14 protein-coding genes are annotated in these 15885 nt (G+C 37.5%); 8 read left to right on the top strand and 6 right to left on the bottom strand.

All coding sequences use genetic code 11. The annotated features are described in order from the left end of the window. Window positions 1–146: 146 nt before the first annotated feature. Entirely contained in the window at window positions 147–1028 is an 882-nt protein-coding gene (lepB, locus tag ACM2FC_RS16985; protein ID WP_498482180.1) for a signal peptidase I, read from the bottom strand. A gap of 245 nt (window positions 1029–1273) precedes the next feature. On the opposite strand from lepB, the gene ACM2FC_RS16980 reads away from it, so the two are divergent. Further along, window positions 1274–1492, top strand: coding sequence for a hypothetical protein (locus tag ACM2FC_RS16980; protein ID WP_498482158.1), 219 nt, complete (start codon window positions 1274–1276; stop codon window positions 1490–1492). A 2-nt stretch (window positions 1493–1494) separates the two neighbouring features. On the opposite strand, the gene ACM2FC_RS16975 is transcribed toward ACM2FC_RS16980, so the two are convergent. Beyond that, on the bottom strand, window positions 1495–2610 hold the full coding sequence (locus ACM2FC_RS16975; RefSeq protein WP_498482157.1) for a tyrosine-type recombinase/integrase: 1116 nt from the start codon (window positions 2608–2610) through the stop codon (window positions 1495–1497). Window positions 2611–3084: 474 nt separating this feature from the next. Between ACM2FC_RS16975 and ACM2FC_RS16970 the strand changes: the two genes are divergently transcribed. Beyond that, a complete protein-coding gene (locus ACM2FC_RS16970) occupies window positions 3085–4806 on the top strand; it encodes an enoyl-CoA hydratase-related protein (protein WP_498482156.1) in 1722 nt (573 codons plus the stop codon). Window positions 4807–4966: 160 nt separating this feature from the next. Beyond that, window positions 4967–5737 (top strand): acetolactate decarboxylase, encoded by a 771-nt coding sequence (locus tag ACM2FC_RS16965; protein WP_498482155.1) that lies wholly within the window; start codon window positions 4967–4969, stop codon window positions 5735–5737. 52 nt (window positions 5738–5789) lie between these two features. Here ACM2FC_RS16965 and ACM2FC_RS16960 read toward each other — a convergent pair whose 3' ends face one another. Both ACM2FC_RS16960 and ACM2FC_RS16955 read right to left on the bottom strand, forming a co-directional pair. Then, on the bottom strand, window positions 5790–7064 hold the full coding sequence (locus ACM2FC_RS16960) for an MFS transporter (RefSeq protein ID WP_498482154.1): 1275 nt from the start codon (window positions 7062–7064) through the stop codon (window positions 5790–5792). Between the two features lie 199 nt (window positions 7065–7263). Beyond that, on the bottom strand, window positions 7264–7956 hold the full coding sequence (locus tag ACM2FC_RS16955) for a UTRA domain-containing protein (RefSeq protein ID WP_498482152.1): 693 nt from the start codon (window positions 7954–7956) through the stop codon (window positions 7264–7266). 273 nt (window positions 7957–8229) lie between these two features. Here ACM2FC_RS16955 and ACM2FC_RS16950 point away from each other — a divergent pair, with 273 nt between their 5' ends. Continuing rightward, window positions 8230–8436, top strand: coding sequence for a hypothetical protein (locus tag ACM2FC_RS16950; protein WP_498482150.1), 207 nt, complete (start codon window positions 8230–8232; stop codon window positions 8434–8436). A gap of 108 nt (window positions 8437–8544) precedes the next feature. Here ACM2FC_RS16950 and ACM2FC_RS16945 read toward each other — a convergent pair whose 3' ends face one another. Next, a complete protein-coding gene (locus ACM2FC_RS16945; protein WP_498482149.1) occupies window positions 8545–9762 on the bottom strand; it encodes an SGNH/GDSL hydrolase family protein in 1218 nt (405 codons plus the stop codon). 320 nt (window positions 9763–10082) lie between these two features. Between ACM2FC_RS16945 and ACM2FC_RS16940 the strand changes: the two genes are divergently transcribed. The 3 genes from ACM2FC_RS16940 to ACM2FC_RS16930 all read left to right on the top strand — a co-directional run bounded on the left by ACM2FC_RS16940 (window position 10083) and on the right by ACM2FC_RS16930 (window position 14049). Beyond that, window positions 10083–10904 (top strand): SMP-30/gluconolactonase/LRE family protein, encoded by an 822-nt coding sequence (locus tag ACM2FC_RS16940; RefSeq protein ID WP_498482148.1) that lies wholly within the window; start codon window positions 10083–10085, stop codon window positions 10902–10904. A 315-nt stretch (window positions 10905–11219) separates the two neighbouring features. Beyond that, a complete protein-coding gene (locus tag ACM2FC_RS16935) occupies window positions 11220–13088 on the top strand; it encodes a 2-oxoacid:acceptor oxidoreductase subunit alpha (RefSeq protein ID WP_498482146.1) in 1869 nt (622 codons plus the stop codon). Continuing rightward, window positions 13069–14049 (top strand): 2-oxoacid:ferredoxin oxidoreductase subunit beta, encoded by a 981-nt coding sequence (locus tag ACM2FC_RS16930; RefSeq protein WP_498482145.1) that lies wholly within the window; start codon window positions 13069–13071, stop codon window positions 14047–14049. Before ACM2FC_RS16935 ends, ACM2FC_RS16930 begins: the two co-directional genes overlap by 20 nt. A 58-nt stretch (window positions 14050–14107) precedes the next feature. Here ACM2FC_RS16930 and ACM2FC_RS16925 read toward each other — a convergent pair whose 3' ends face one another. After that, the gene (locus ACM2FC_RS16925) at window positions 14108–14626 is read right to left on the bottom strand and encodes a cytochrome b (protein ID WP_498482144.1); all 519 of its coding nucleotides are present in this window, start codon (window positions 14624–14626) and stop codon (window positions 14108–14110) included. Window positions 14627–14974: 348 nt separating this feature from the next. Between ACM2FC_RS16925 and ACM2FC_RS16920 the strand changes: the two genes are divergently transcribed. Further along, window positions 14975–15781 (top strand): substrate-binding periplasmic protein, encoded by an 807-nt coding sequence (locus ACM2FC_RS16920; RefSeq protein ID WP_498482143.1) that lies wholly within the window; start codon window positions 14975–14977, stop codon window positions 15779–15781. Window positions 15782–15885: the final 104 nt, after the last annotated feature.

Below are 15885 nucleotides of genomic sequence, written 5' to 3'. Positions count from 1 at the left end.
TACTTAAATATAATTAATATTATTTTTGTAACCTATGGTTTTGAAAATAAAAAATGGGGTAACCATACATAAATATGGCTACCCCAATAACAATTTTGAATTGTTGTGTAATAAGTTTTGTGTTTTAGTTGAAAGTGGACATACCGCTAGATAGCCCCAATACGGTTGAGCTTAACACCTGTTGGTAACCAATGAGGTTCCCACGAATCTGGTTTGTGATTAAAAGTAAAACTCATCCAGATAAATGTGGCTTTTCCAACAAGGTTGCGCTCTGGTATGAACCCCCAATAACGACTGTCATCACTGTTGTCTCGATTGTCGCCCATCGCAAAATAGTGACCTTTCGGCACAACCCACTCACCAATTTCTGTACCATTTTGCTGGAAATAACTCAAATATTGCTCTGGAAGAAGAGGATCACGAAGAATCATATGGGTTACTTTTCCTAAATGTTCTTTGTATTTATCTAGGTTGGTACCTAATTCGGTAAACTTCGTTGGCCCAATATAACTTTTCGGGACTTTGTATGCTGGTTTGCAGCTGTTACCACTTTTGCAAGCAGGCTTAATATATAAAGTTTTGTTCCGATAGATGATTGTGTCTCCGGGTAAACCAACAATTCGTTTTATTAAATCAATTTTAGGGTTCTGAGGGTCAATAAACACTGCAATATCGCCACGTTTCGGTTCACTTGTGTGAATCCAAGTTTCGTGGAATATAGGATCTCTCAAGCCATACGCAAACTTTTCTACCAAAATGAAGTCACCAGGGACTAGCGTTGGCTCCATTGAGCCGCTAGGTATTTGAAATGGCTCGACAATAAATGATCTCAGTACAAAAACCACTAGTAGAACAGGAAACAAAGAGCGTGATTGTGTCACCCAAGAAGAAACAGAAGCTCGTTCAGTTTCTGAATCGCCTTCCTCAATGCTGAGGCGTTTTTTCTCCCAAACAAATTTATCTAAGCAAAAAATAATACCAGTAACTAGGGTAGCAACGGTGAGTATCAGTGAGAACAAATCAGCCATGTTGGCAAATGAAAACATACTAAATACCTGAGCGATTTAAGGTTAAAAGGGGGTAAACAAAATACCACAAAGCTTTTTTGACTCTCATTTTGTGATCAAGTTCACTATGGAAACTAAGTTTTTAAAAATATGAAAACAATCAATCAGTTTACATGAAATATTGAAATTGCTCTCATAAATCATGGGAAAATCTACATTTACGACTATGCTTATCTATACAACGTCAATATAACAAGGCTATTACAATGAAGGCAGATGTTAACCAGTCACGACTCCAAACCTACGAAACAATGAAAAATATTCTAGAGGATATTGACTTACTCTCGTCTGAATATACTCAAATGCTGAAAGATGATGCAGCCATGAGTAGTGAAACCACTAAAAAACTGCGTGATAGGCTTAAATCACTTGCTATAAAAGCAAGTGAGTACAGTGAAATCTATACTAACAGCAGGATCCAGTAACGTTAAAATTGCAAGGATACTGTAGCGAGATCCTCAGTATCTACATTTCTTAAGTATCGCATAGGCATTTGAATTGATGTCCAGTCACCCGATTGCATGAGTTGAGTGATAGATAGGTTTTTAATCAAGTATCCATCTTGAACTCCCCCAACTCTGCCGGAATGACCTGACCATGGACGTTCACAAGTGGAAGCGAACTCATGGCCATCTTCCAGAAGCAACTTAAATAATCGTTGGAACGATGAATCGACCGCTCGACCGCTACAAGGAACCGTTGGGTTCAGTGCTTTTCCATTCTTAGACATGTGCGAAAAAATAAAATGTTCATCATGAATGTGTTTAGAGAATGGCAGATAGAAGCTTAAAAAAACGTTCGCGAATTCACCCTGAACCAATTTAGGTTTTACCGTAGTAGTAGTTTTCGATCGAACTCTAGATATTGTAACTTTGGTGTTTGAATGTATTTTCACATGCTTCTTTCTTATTTTTCCAAGCTCACCTTCACGCAGCATAGTCGCGTAGGCGACAGCGACTAGCGCTAAATCTCGCTTTTGCCTCAAGCTATTGCTATCAATGATTTGGTTTAATCTATCAAAGTCTTTTTTACGAAAGGCAGAAGCCTGCTTTGGTTGAATCATTTTACCAGATATATCGGCTTCATCATTTATTAGAGACTTTAAAAAGCCTCGGACTTCTTTTCCATGCAGTGGCGTCATGTCATCAAATAAACCAAAAAAATAACATAACTGAGCATGATACTGTTTGATTGTATTGACGGACTTACCTTCAAAGACTTTATCCATTAAAAAAGACATGAAGAACTCTGTGTTAACTGGAATGGAATACACACCATTGCTTGCACAATACGAGTCCCATATACGGATGCAGGTACTAAGCATTTTTAAAGAGTTAGCAGATATCCCATGCCTTTCTCGATCGAATCTTTTCCATCGCCTAAGGATGTCATCACAATTTGGTAAAGACGGATCTATACTATTGCGAATGTCAGGCAATTTTATCTTAAACCTTTCTAGTGCTGACTTACGCCCTTTCCATCTTTCGTCTAACTTTCCATAAAGTGACTCATTTAAATCAAACTGAGAACGTCTATTACTCATATCTACTTAATAATTTTATGTTTACTTAAAAGTCACAGTGTAACTAACCTAGTGTGAGTTCAAAGTGTATTTACCGTAATATAATGATAATTATATTACGGTAAATGGAAAAAATCACCTATCATATTGATTTTATTAGAATATTAATTGGGTTAAAAATGCAGCTACTAATTCCATCATCGCAAGGTTGTTGCTTTCTCAAGGTAAACGCTAACTTAAAAGTGAGTTTACACAGTAGCTACCCCTATTTTCTGATCGAATAACGAGCATTTGTTATTTGTATAACTTGATGATTTATAGGGTGTATTTGATTAAATATTAAATCACTAGATATTCAGTTATAGTGCGCTATGTTTTATTTTGAATAAAATATTAACTTAGAACAATAAACGTAGTGAATTGACCATGGTATTAATAGCTCCTAGTAACTCCTACTTCGCGTGCGACAACAAAAACTGAATTAAGCTTCACCCTATGAAAATACTTTTAATCTCTACCACCTTTAATGGCATGACTCAACGTATCTATAAAGAGCTCCTATTGGACGAGCACTCAGTTTCAATAGAACTAGCTATTAGTGATGATCATATGATTGATGCATTTCATTCTTTTAAACCTGATTTAATCATCTGTCCTTTTCTAACTAAGAGAATTCCAAACGCAATCTGGTCACAAATCCCCTGTTTAATAGTTCATCCAGGTATAGAAGGTGATCGAGGCCCCTCTTCTATCGATTGGGCTTTGAAGGAAAAGCAGACTGAATGGGGAGTGACATTATTACAAGCATGTGAGGAAATGGACAGCGGAGATATATGGGCAACATCCAACTTTGAGTTACGCTGTAACTCAACAAAATCTAGTGTTTATAGAAGGGAAGTTATTCAAACCGCTTCAAAGCTAGTGGCTTACGTCGTTGATAATTATAAGAAAGGAAATATAGATATCAGGCCACTTGACTACACAAGCGCAAATGTAAAAGGACAATTCAAACCTAGGATGGCACAGACCATTCGCCAGATTAACTGGATAACCGACAGCACAGAAGAAGTTTTGAATAAATTTCGGTCGTCTGATAGTTGCCCCGGAGTTTTATTACACCTATTTGATTGTGAGATGTATGGATTTGGAGCAAGTGAAGAAAACTATTTGAAAGGTAAACCAGGTGAATTGATTGCTATTCATCACGACTCAATATGCTTAGCCACCATAGATGGAGCAATTTGGGTTAAGCAATTAAAATTAAAACCTGATGCAGAGCAAAAGTCACTGAAGCTTCCAGCAGCTTCAGTTTCGTCTAAAGTAAATAGTGAAGTCGTGAACAAATTTAGTCTCTGTAACCTACCAAACTACTCTACAGAAAATGTTAGTGACGAAATTTCTATAGAGATAGAGGATAACGTCGCGTATCTATATTTTGACTTCTACAACGGTGCTATGGATACACACCAATGCAAAAGATTGAAAGAAGCCTTTCTAAGCCTAAAGCTTAACTCGAGTGTTAACGTGATCGTTTTAATGGGTGGTAAACAGTTTTGGAGTAATGGTATCCACCTGAAAGTAATTGAGTCAGCAAAAGATCCAGCAATGGAATCTTGGCTCAATATTAATGCTATCGATGATCTGGTAAAGGAAATACTCGAGTGCGAGAGCAAATTGACTGTTGCGGCTATTAGAAACAATGCAGGAGCAGGTGGAGCAATGATGGCATTATCCTGTGATAAAGTAGTAATCCGAGACGGAGTGGTATTAAACCCACATTATAAAACAATGGGACTTTATGGATCGGAATATTGGACCTATACGCTACCACGCCGTGTTGGTGAAAAGCGCGCAACTCAACTGACGACTGAATGCCTGCCTATTTTAGCCTCTGAAGCTTACAAAATGAATTTTTGTGATGAAGTACTGGATGAAGATTGGCTAACTTTTGATACGAAGTTAAAAGAATACTCAAGAACTCTAGCAAATGATGCTCAATTCTCCAGTCGTATATCTACAAAGAAACTGGATAGAGCAGTAAATGAATCTATAAAGTCGCTGGATTTATATAGAACAGAAGAATTAAACCGAATGTATGAGTGCTTTTTTGACCCAAACAGTCACTACCATGTCAAAAGAAAAAGGTTTGTTTATAAAGAGATGCCAACAGAGACGCCTAAAAGACTTGCATTACATCAAGGACATTGCGTCTTATGACGCTACTAACATATACAAATAATGTGTTAATTATCATCAATCAGATTGTTTAACAAATAATATCATTACTGGCATCTAATGTTACAAAAGCCACTATATAAATAAAAGCAACCAGAATGCTAGTTTAGTGGCTCTTACAACAACACAACAATAAATGATTATGAAAAAGACACTCACAACATTAGCGATTGGTAGCGTATTTATAAGCTCACTTGCGTTCGCACAAGGAACAGAATACCAATACGGTACATCTTCCGCTTTAGTTAATGGACAAATGGGTCAAGTTACAACAGTAAAACAAGTAGCAAAAAACAACGATTTTGGTTTAGGTGCTGGAGTCGGCTTGGGTGAAGTAATCATGGTAAACGGACACGCCTATATCGCTGGCCCTCATGGAAAAGGCACTGAAATGAAAGCTAAAGAAGGGCTTTCATACATGACCGCTACCGAATTTAAAGGAAGTAAGACTTTTACGGTTCAGAACGTAACAAGTATTGCTGCACTACAAAAAGAAATTAAGTCACTAGAAACTAACGACCAAATGATGTACGCGATAAAGGTGACCGGTACCTTTAACAATGTTGAAGCGAGAAGCGAAAATTATCAAACGCCACCTTATACTCCGATCGTGACGTGGATGAAAACCAACCAAAATGTTTATAACTTTAAGGATACGAAGGGAACGTTAGTTATTTTCCAATCACCTAAGTTTATGGATGGAATCGGAGTACCTGGCTTCCATACACATTTCCTCAGTGAAAATCATAAGCAAGTTGGCCATGTTTTCGATGTAAACATTAAGAGCGCAACAGTTCAAATTCAACCGCTTAGCAACTTAAAGTTAAGCCTAAGGACTAAACTCGCTCCTGTAGTTAAGAATAGTACTAAAGATATGTCTGGTTTTAGTCAACTAGAAACAAACAAGTCTTAAATCAGGCAAACAAAGAATTCTAATGCCGGTACAACCGGCATTATTTTTTTACTTACTGAGTAGAAACCAATTCCAGTTTTTTTCCTCTTAAAACCAACAAACCAATAAGCCCAAGTGCTGAAGCAACAACTTGATAGTACGCAGGCCCCATCAGTGAATGTGTATAATCAATTAGGCTTAAAGAAACTACTGGAGCCAAACCACCTATTGTGGCAAAAGCGATGTTGTATACCAGTCCAATCCCCGAGTACCTTACTCCTGTTGGGAACAATATTGCTAAAATTGAAGGTATAGACGACCATAACAGGCCGATAACAACAGCGCTTAACAACATCGGGATTAGCAAGTCTGAGCTTTTTTGGTCGAAAAGATGATAGACATACAGAACCGTGATTATGCTTAATAAACAAGATACGCTAAACCAAGACTTTAACTTCGAATTTAATCTATCTAGATAATAACCGGAGAGTAAAATAAGAAAACAGCCAATCAATAACCCGATAGTCGTGGTATTTAATACATAATTAATTGGATAGTGCTGCATCTTGCCAAGAAATGTTGGAAGTAGCAGGAAAAAAATCATTATCGAGCTTGCCCCTGCCCCAGTTATAAAAAAACCTGCGATTAGCTGCTTAGGATATTTGGATATCAAAGTCTTTAGTGGGAGCTGAATTTCAATAGTCTCTTTTTCTTCCAACATTTGCTCAAATTGTGGTGATTCAATAAGTTGACGTCTCACAACAAAACTAATTATACCCAAAATACCGCCTGCAATAAACGGAATCCTCCAACCATATTGAATGATTTGTTCAGGAGTAAAATAGTGATGGAGTAACAAACTTGAACATAACCCTAGAACAATTCCACCAATTAGGCAGAAAAATAATAATGAACAAACTAACGCCTTATTTTTCGGTGCTATTTCGGAAAGATAAGTAATTCCCCCCGGTATTTCACCACCAACAGAAAAGCCTTGTAATACTCGTAAGGCTATCAATAATAACGGCGCCCAGATACCAACATGTTCATAAGTAGGCAAAAAGCCGATTAAAAGTGTTGAAACTGCCATCATCATTACCGTCAATGTAAACGGTTTTTTTCTACCCTTTCGATCACCCTGATGGCCAAAGAATATTCCACCTAATGGTCGAACTATATAACCAATAGCAAACGTCGCTAAAGTCAAAATCAATGATAATCTAGCGTCATGGGTTGGAAAGAAGTTTTCACTTAAATAATGGGCTAAAAGCGCATAAATAATAAAATCGTAGAATTCTAGTACTCCACCTAAGCTAGAAAAAAATATAACTCTACTTGTCTTTTTCATGGGTTAACCTTGCCACCTAGATAAACATATAAATTTCATATTCGTAAAGTAAATTAATAAGAAAAAGAAATAAAACAAACACCATAACTGACGTTAATACTGGCACTTAGCTCACATCGTAAAGGTATAAAGTTAAATGTCTAGGAAATTTTGGATAAATTAAGTTTATAGATTTATGAAATAAGTTATTATTTATTTACTAACTAGATGATTCAATCTTAATGCTATCATGACGCCAATATTCAATTGTGCATTCGTAAGGTTTACCTTCATGAGAATAATTAGTTTTCTCTATAATCATCATCGGCATAGCATCGACTACATGTAGATCGGCCGCCATACTTTTCTCTATTTTACCAGCGTAAATGCTATATTTTAACTTCTCCCGGTTAATACCATAATCATTTTTAAAAATTTGCACTAACGAGCTCGTTAAATCTTTATCAAGAAGATTTGGGAACACGGTAGGAAGTATATAATGTAAAAAATAAGCCACAGGCCTACCATCAATATATCGTATACGACAAATTTTATAGATTTTCGTGAACGCTTTGAGCTGTAAAAGGCTGGCCGCCCTTTTGTCAGCAAGCTTTATCTCAGCACTTATTAGTTTAGTCGCTGGCTTCTTATTTTGGTTATCAACAATACTGTTAAAACCTGAATCTTGTGATGGATCATATACGATGGGTGTCGGCGAGACAAACCACCCTCTCCTATCTTCACGATAAATCTTGCTTTCAGCTTCTAAAGCAGACAAAGCTTCGCGTATTGTAACTCGAGTAGTATCAAATGAATCTGATAGAAGCCTCTCAGAAGGTAATTTCTGATTAGGGAATAACTCTCCTTGCTCTATCTGCTCTAAGATTAATTCTTTTATCTCTATATACTTCAACACAAGCGCCCAATGTTAGCGGTACAAATGAAGGCAATAACCAAATGAAATTGACATCTATACTACAGTAACTTAGGTGTAACTGGTTAGATAGGTGATCTAATAGTTGCTCATAAAATTGTGACGAAATTCTGATTTATCCTTTACTAACAGTAAATGTTGGCTTCACACTAGAATTTTTGTCTTATATGCATACAGTTTATATAAAACTAGTCTATATTTCATTTATGGAACAAATATCACCACAAGAGTGACAACGTTGGGAGGCTAAAAATGGATAACGAAAATGTTAACCACAGCGCTTTAAAAACAAAACTTGAAAAACTTGTTTCAGAGTTTGAACAGTTCAAAGATTGCAGTTGCTGTACAGAAGACATGTTAGATGAGTTTAGATTGGATATGTATAGAGTAGAACATGACATAACCAGTTATTTTCTTACTGAACAGCGCCACCTTAGAGTACTAGAGGGTTCAAGTTAAAACTGATAACAGTTGTCAATTGAAGTGATTACGCTATGTGTACGGCATAGCGTTTTTTATTTTTCTATCCCCGTACCTATAATGTACGGGGCATTTCTTAATACATATTTACATGTTACCTAAAACGTATTGAGCCAACTTTTTGTTCACGCTAGATACATAGTGGGCATTATTCCAGCTAAAGTAGCTTTGCATGTCACCTTTCCCGTAGAAGCAGTTGCGATTGTTTAGCAAAGGACTTATATATGCACCGGAAGGATCTTCTAGGCAGGTACTACCTTTAGAAACCGACTCAGTATAAAGTGGAGAACTTGCGAGCTTATTTATGTATGCTCCGCTATCAATAACTTTGACATCACTTAAACCAGAAAATCTAGTTTTAAGTGCCTGATTGTAAGTATTTATAGCGTATTGCAATATATTCACTATCTTGCTACCAATAATTGGAATGTTTTTATAGCTATGCCCAGCATGCAAATCAGTGAAATTGGGCAAAGTCATTATATATATTTTCGTAGTTGGCATATGAACTCTTATTTTAGCGACAATGCTCAATATATTATTAGCAATGCCATTCACCTTCCTACTCACCACTTTTTCAAACATGCTGCTAGGTTCCAAAATCATGCGAATCATCTTTGACTTTAAATAGTTACTTATATCGTTGCCACCAATATAGATAAATATGTTTGCGTCTTTTCTTTGTGCTGGGTTTGTATCTTGGTAATAAAATTCAACTTGCTTTGCTAGGTTAGGTATTTGAAGGTCATTAAATTGGTAGTCATGAAGCTTATCATATTGTTTATTATCCACTGTGTGTTGAATATACCTCACACGATTTTCAAGAACGGTTGATTCTGAACAACTCCCTTTAAACAATGACCCATCGTCATGATAGCAAGCTGCGGTCCCGCTAGCTATAGCACTAGCCCAAGAATAATTCAGGCTAGTGTTCGTCGAAGAACCATTCGTAATATACTGATACCATGATGTCAATTGTCCTAAGCCCTCATCAGACACTAGATATAATGGCCAGTTAATACTGTACAAAGTTTTCGGCTCCCCATCTATCAGCCCCTGATGAGGTATGGATTTTTGCAAGAATTCTGAGCTCGGATAGCCTTCTTGGCCATAAAGCGTAGACGGCACTGGGTTGGAGATTGGAACGTATAAATTAAAGTTCTTCAACTGAGGTGAACTAACATTCTCCGGTTCTGGGTAGTTTCCGGTATCTGTTAAACTATCTCCGAAGAATACAAACGTCTTTGCGTACGCCGCTGGGTAAACAAGTAGTAACGCTAGCATCACTAACAATTTACGCTTCATATAATAAATCCTTAAATCCATAGTCGAAAAAATTAACGAGCCTGTTTATAACTAATATTCTATCTAAACTAACTCAATATATAACACTATATTGCAACTAATTAACCAGTTTATCCTTAATTGATTAAATTAATCACTCATTAGTGTCAGAAAATTACAAAACACATTTTTACTATAAATACAATATCAAAAGTAATATTCAAGAAGCTTATAAACGTATTTATCTTTCGTGTATTGCAATAAATCCCACTACCATTTTTAGATTTGTTAGTTAACTTGATATATAGTATTTATAGTCTCAACATATAGAAGATATAGTCATGATATTTGAAGAAGTTGCTAATAATCTAATCTACCCTGAGTGTCCTAGGTGGTATAAAGATAAAGTATGGTTTTCATCTGTATTTGATGGCAAGGTTTGCACTATCAATAAAGAGAATGTTATTAAAGTAGAGTATGAGTTTAATTCTGCGATAGCAGGGTTAGGCTGGCTACCAGATGATTCTTTATTAATTGTCCAACCATTAGAACAGTTAATCACTAAAATAGACAAGAACAATAATAAACAACTTTATTGCTCTCTAAAACAATACAACCAATCAATTAATAATGACCTTTTTATTCACTCAAATGGTGATTGCTATGTAAGTGGTATGGGGAATAATTACCTAAACGACGAACCACCAAAGTGCTGCTCTCTTATCAAAGTTTCCAATCAAATGGAAATAAATTACGCTGCTCACGACATGTTATGTCCAAATGGGTTTGCTTATGATGATGACAAACAACTATTGTATGTTGCAGAATCAAATGCTGATAGAATTTCGCGGTTTAATTATGCATCAGATGGTTCGCTTTTGAACAGAAAAATCTACTACCAATTTGACGACGGTGAATCACCAGATGGGATTAGCCTCGATAGTAAAGGTCGTCTATGGGTCGCATGTAACAATCACAAAGTAGTACTCATTGAAGATTCAAAAATTATTCAGTCTGCTAACTTTACTCAACACCCTCTCGCATGTTTAGTTGCAGGCAGAAATTTTGATGAACTCTATGTATTGACAACAAATAGTTTTATTCCTGAGCAAGTCAAAACTAACCCAAGTGGAAAAATATATAAATGCACTTTAAATTCATAAACTGCCACTCCTAATCTCCTTAATTTAGCAATAAAAGATGATTCAATTTTAATAACCATAAATATAATGATGTCATTTTCGTATTAGATATGTTGCAATCATATCTAATGATTTATTTCAACTACTAGTATGGATTGTTATTTTACATTTTCTGTACATGACCTGCCTTTTGATATGATTATATAATTACATGTTTAGGTTCCCTTGATAACAAGGGAACGATTTCGAAACTATAAATTAAAGATTTATGGTTTCCTGCTCACGTAATTCTTTTCTAATAGAGCAATATAGCTTTAACTTGAGGTAAGATTTTTCATGAACCAAGGCAAAATCCAGTCCAAGACATCGCTAGATTCTGAAGTCATACGCTTTGCTGGTGACTCTGGTGATGGGATTCAATTTACTGGTGATAGATTTTCAAGCAGCGTAAGCTTGTTTGGAAACTCATTGGCCACCTTACCTGATTATCCAGCTGAAATCCGTGCACCAGCAGGAACAGTTTCTGGTGTATCTTCATTCCAACTACAGTTTGCTGATCACGAAGTATTCACTCCTGGTGATCGTTGTGGCGTACTGATTGCGATGAACGCTGCCGCACTAAGGAAAAATTTAGCTGACTTGAACACTGGTGGTCTACTGATCATCGATAAAGCTGGGTTCCGTGACTCTTTAATAAAGTTAGCCGGTTTCACCAGCAACCCACTGGAAGATGGAACGTTAAATGAATATCGGGTCATTGCTGAAGATTTTACTCAACTAACTCTTAACTCTCTTCAAGGGCTCGGCCTTCAAGGAAAAATTGCAAGAAGGTGCAAAAACTGCTTCATGCTTGGTATTGCTCTTTGGATCTTTAGTCAGACATTAGAAGAAGCAGAATCATGGATTTCAAAACGATTTTCTTCTACCCCTGATATTGCCAACGCAAACATTACTGCGTTGAAAAGTGGCTTTAATTACGCTGATACCATAGAGATTTTTAGCGAAAGCTGGCAGATCGCAAAAGCGGATATCAAACCTGGCCGATATCGCTCGGTATCCGGGAATGAAGCACTCTCTTTAGGACTTGTGACGGCTTCACTTGCTGCTGATAAGCCACTGTTTCTAGGTTCTTACCCTATTACACCAGCGTCAGATATTCTGCACCAGTTATCAAAGTACCAGAATATTGGAGTAACAACGTTTCAAGCTGAAGACGAAATCGCTGCAGCTGGCGCAGCATTAGGAGCCTCATATGCGGGAGCTCTAGGTGTAACAACGACCTCTGGTCCCGGCCTTTGTCTTAAATCGGAAACAATAAATCTGGCAGTCATGTCTGAATTACCATTAGTTGTTGTAGATGTCCAACGTGGCGGTCCATCTACGGGACTTCCAACAAAAACAGAGCAGTCAGATTTGCTGTTTGCATTGTACGGGAGAAATGGCGACTCCCCTCTCCCGATTATTGCCGCTTCATCTCCAGCTGACTGCTATGCTATGTCAATAGAAGCAAGTCGCCTTGCCACTACCTTTATGACACCCGTTATATTGTTGACCGATGGCTATATCGCAAACGGCACAGAATCCTGGAAAGTTCCCTCTGAAAATGAATTACCCGAATGGTCACAACCAGAGTTTAATATTTCTGGTTCTTATTACCCATACCTTAGGCACCACGATACACTTGCCAGAGAATGGGTGACTCCGGGGACTGAAGGAAAACAGCACCGTATCGGTGGTCTTGAAAAACAAAGTATTACTGGTGATGTCTGCTACGAACCAAGTAACCACCAGAAAATGACGCTTGAGCGAGCAACAAAGATAGACAATATTGCGCGTTTTATACCTGAGCAAAACATTTCTGGCTCCGTTACCGATGATCTTTTGGTTATCTCCTGGGGAGGTACGCTTGGAACAGTAAAAACTGCAGTGAATGAATTAAGAAGTAAGGGTGAGTCCATAGCCCACTCTCACATCCAGTATCTGAACCCGCTACCAAGTAATTTTTCAGAATTGATTAACGAGTTCAAACACATATTAGTTGTTGAATTAAACAATGGGCAGTTAAAGCAATATATTCAATCTAAAACTACCGTTCCTGTACGCGGCTTTTGTAAAACCGAAGGCACGCCTTTTAAAATTGAAGAGTTAAAAACTGCAATACATCAGAATATAAAAGAGATCTCCAATGAGCCAACCCGTGTTTAATCGAAAAGATTTTGTATCAGATCAGGAAGTGAAATGGTGCCAAGGCTGTGGCGACTTCAATGTTCTCAAGACGATGCAATCTGTCTTAGCAAAAGAAGGGAAAACTAAACATAATACTGTGTTTATATCTGGCATAGGTTGCTCCTCCCGCTTCCCGTACTATATGGATACATACGGCTTTCACACCATCCATGGTAGAGCCCCTACCATAGCCACTGGCGTAAAAGCGGTAAATCCCGAGCTAGACGTATGGGTCGTGACAGGAGATGGCGATGCTTTAAGTATTGGTGGCAATCATTTCATCCACGCTATTCGCCGTAACCAAGACATAAAGATACTCTTGTTCAACAATGAAATATACGGCCTAACTAAAGGGCAATACTCTCCAACGAGTGCACAGGGTTGTGTTAGTAAATCGTCTCCACAAGGCAGTGTGGACTATCCATTACGCCCTCTAACCATTGCAGCTGCTTCCAATGCAAGTTTCATTGCTCGTACGTCTGATAATGATCCAAAACACATGACAGCAGTATTCGAGGCCGCTTCTAAGCACAAAGGGTGTGCGGTTATTGAAATCTTACAAAACTGCGTGATCTTCAATGACAAAGTCCATGACCCTTACAACGGGCCTAAGCAACGAAAAGACAATTTGCTATACCTAGAACACGGTAAACCAATGGCATTCGGTAAAGACAAAGCCTTAAAATTGTCTGGGCTGGCAGCTGAAGTCACATCGCAAGAAGATGACGCTGTGTTAGTTCATGACAAAGCGACAAATGACACTTCTTTAGCGTACATGCTGTCTAACCTTAGCTATCCAGACTTTCCAGTTCCGGTTGGGATATTCCATCAATCAGATAGAATGACTTATGATCAATTAGTGAAATCCCAACAACAACAGCAAAATGTGACAAAGTCACAAATAATGGAATTATTGGAAAAAGATAGCTACGTGTTGTAACGATTCACATCTTGACTTGTTAATACTTAAAAAGCCGCTTCTAAAAGCGGCTTTTTCTTTATGGCATCATTCGTTTTAAGGTGTCATCCTTCATTATATGGTGATGATAAATGGCAGCGCCAGCATGCAAAGCAATTAAGAAGTAGCCTGCATCTGCAATGGTTTCATGCAGATCTTTAATCGTCCTATAGGTAGCTTTGTCTGGAGTTGCCATCACAGGCATTTGAATACCAAGAAAGCTCCACTCTTTACCACCGATATACAGGGCTACCACACCTAAAACTGGTAGTAAAAGAAAACACAAGTATATGATCTTGTGAGTAATGGATGAAATTTTCTCTTGCCACTCTGGTGGAGCAGGTGTAATCGCTGGTTGGACATTACGTTTGTATAGAAACACTCTAATAAACATCACTAGAAACACAAGCACACCCGCATTGAAATGAATAAGCTTTATCGTATGGTGCCAAGGGCTAGACTTCGGCGTAAAATTTAAATCCATTGCTCCATACGTAATAATGATGAGAGCTAATGTAATCCAGTGAAGAACAATCTGGCTTTTCGGGTATTTCTGCATATAAATAGAGTCCGTTAATATACTAAAACAACAAGTAATTCTAAGGTCGGTCAAATTAAATTACTGTATGTGAATGAAAAATGAATGCAATCACACAAGTCATGTAAATATTATATTTCATAATTCATAGTTAGATATAGGTTAACCAATAATCCCCTCTTCAAAAACTGTGGTGTACTACTACTCACCTCAGCTGGCAATTATTACTGAAGCAGTATCACATATTTACTCTAATTTATTGAATTTAAACACACTTATATGTTTATTTACATTAAGTTAAACCACGAAAGACCAAGTACACGTGGTATTTGTCTGTTATTAGTGGCGTTAAATGAGCAAGGATCGCTTATGTACAAAAGACTTAACGGGCTTTTTTGGGTGTTAGTTATTTGCGTCAGCTATCCTGTGTACGCTTTAGAATTCACGACTTTTGATTTCCCACCCTTTAACCAGAAATCTAAGTCAGGGAGTAGTATTGGCCCGTTCAAAACCATTATTTCAGACATTTGTGCAGAGCTTGAAGATTCGTGTACTTTCAGTATGCTTCCTACACGAAGAGCAAAACTTAAAGTAGCTGAAGGTAAAGCAGATGCTATCTTTCCTTTTGGCTGGTATAAAAAACGGGCAGACAATTTTTACTTCTCAGTTCCATTCATGCTTACTGAATACGGGTTCTTTGTGCCTTCTTCTAATAATACGGTGGTAACAGGCTTAAAAGATATTCAAGGCTTTAATGTTGGCGTTTTTGGCCCATCAAATACCTCGATCTCATTGTCTAACATACGTAATCTCATGATAACAATGGGGTTAATTCCAATAAGAATTAATGTGCAAACCGACGAAAACGGAAACTTAATTCGAATGCTAGAAAGCAACCGTATTGATGCATATTACAGCAACAAAGCGTTGGCAGAATATCGCGCAAAACAATTTAACGTCACTGATGTTAGGTATGCTTGGCGCGACAGAGAGTTACTCTATTTTGTTGCTTTCCCAAAGGCCACGACCACGCCAGCCTTTGTCAGAGCGTTCAATCAAACTGCATTGAAACTATTCCAAAAGCCTGATTATTTAAAAAATGTGCTAGAGCCTTGGGGAATTTCAGTACCTCCACTTACTGATGAAGTTCTTACCAAGTATGACATTCTCCATTAATCGACTCTGATGGAAATCGTTTGCTCTTTTCATCAAAAACTCACTTTAGATCAGCTATTTTTCACGTGGATAATTAAAATATTCGTTGCCGCTATCACAAGAGT

This window comes from Vibrio sp. A37 (assembly GCF_059777565.1).
Note: the sequence above shows the minus strand (reverse complement) of the source record. Positions and strands in the feature narration are given on the sequence as shown.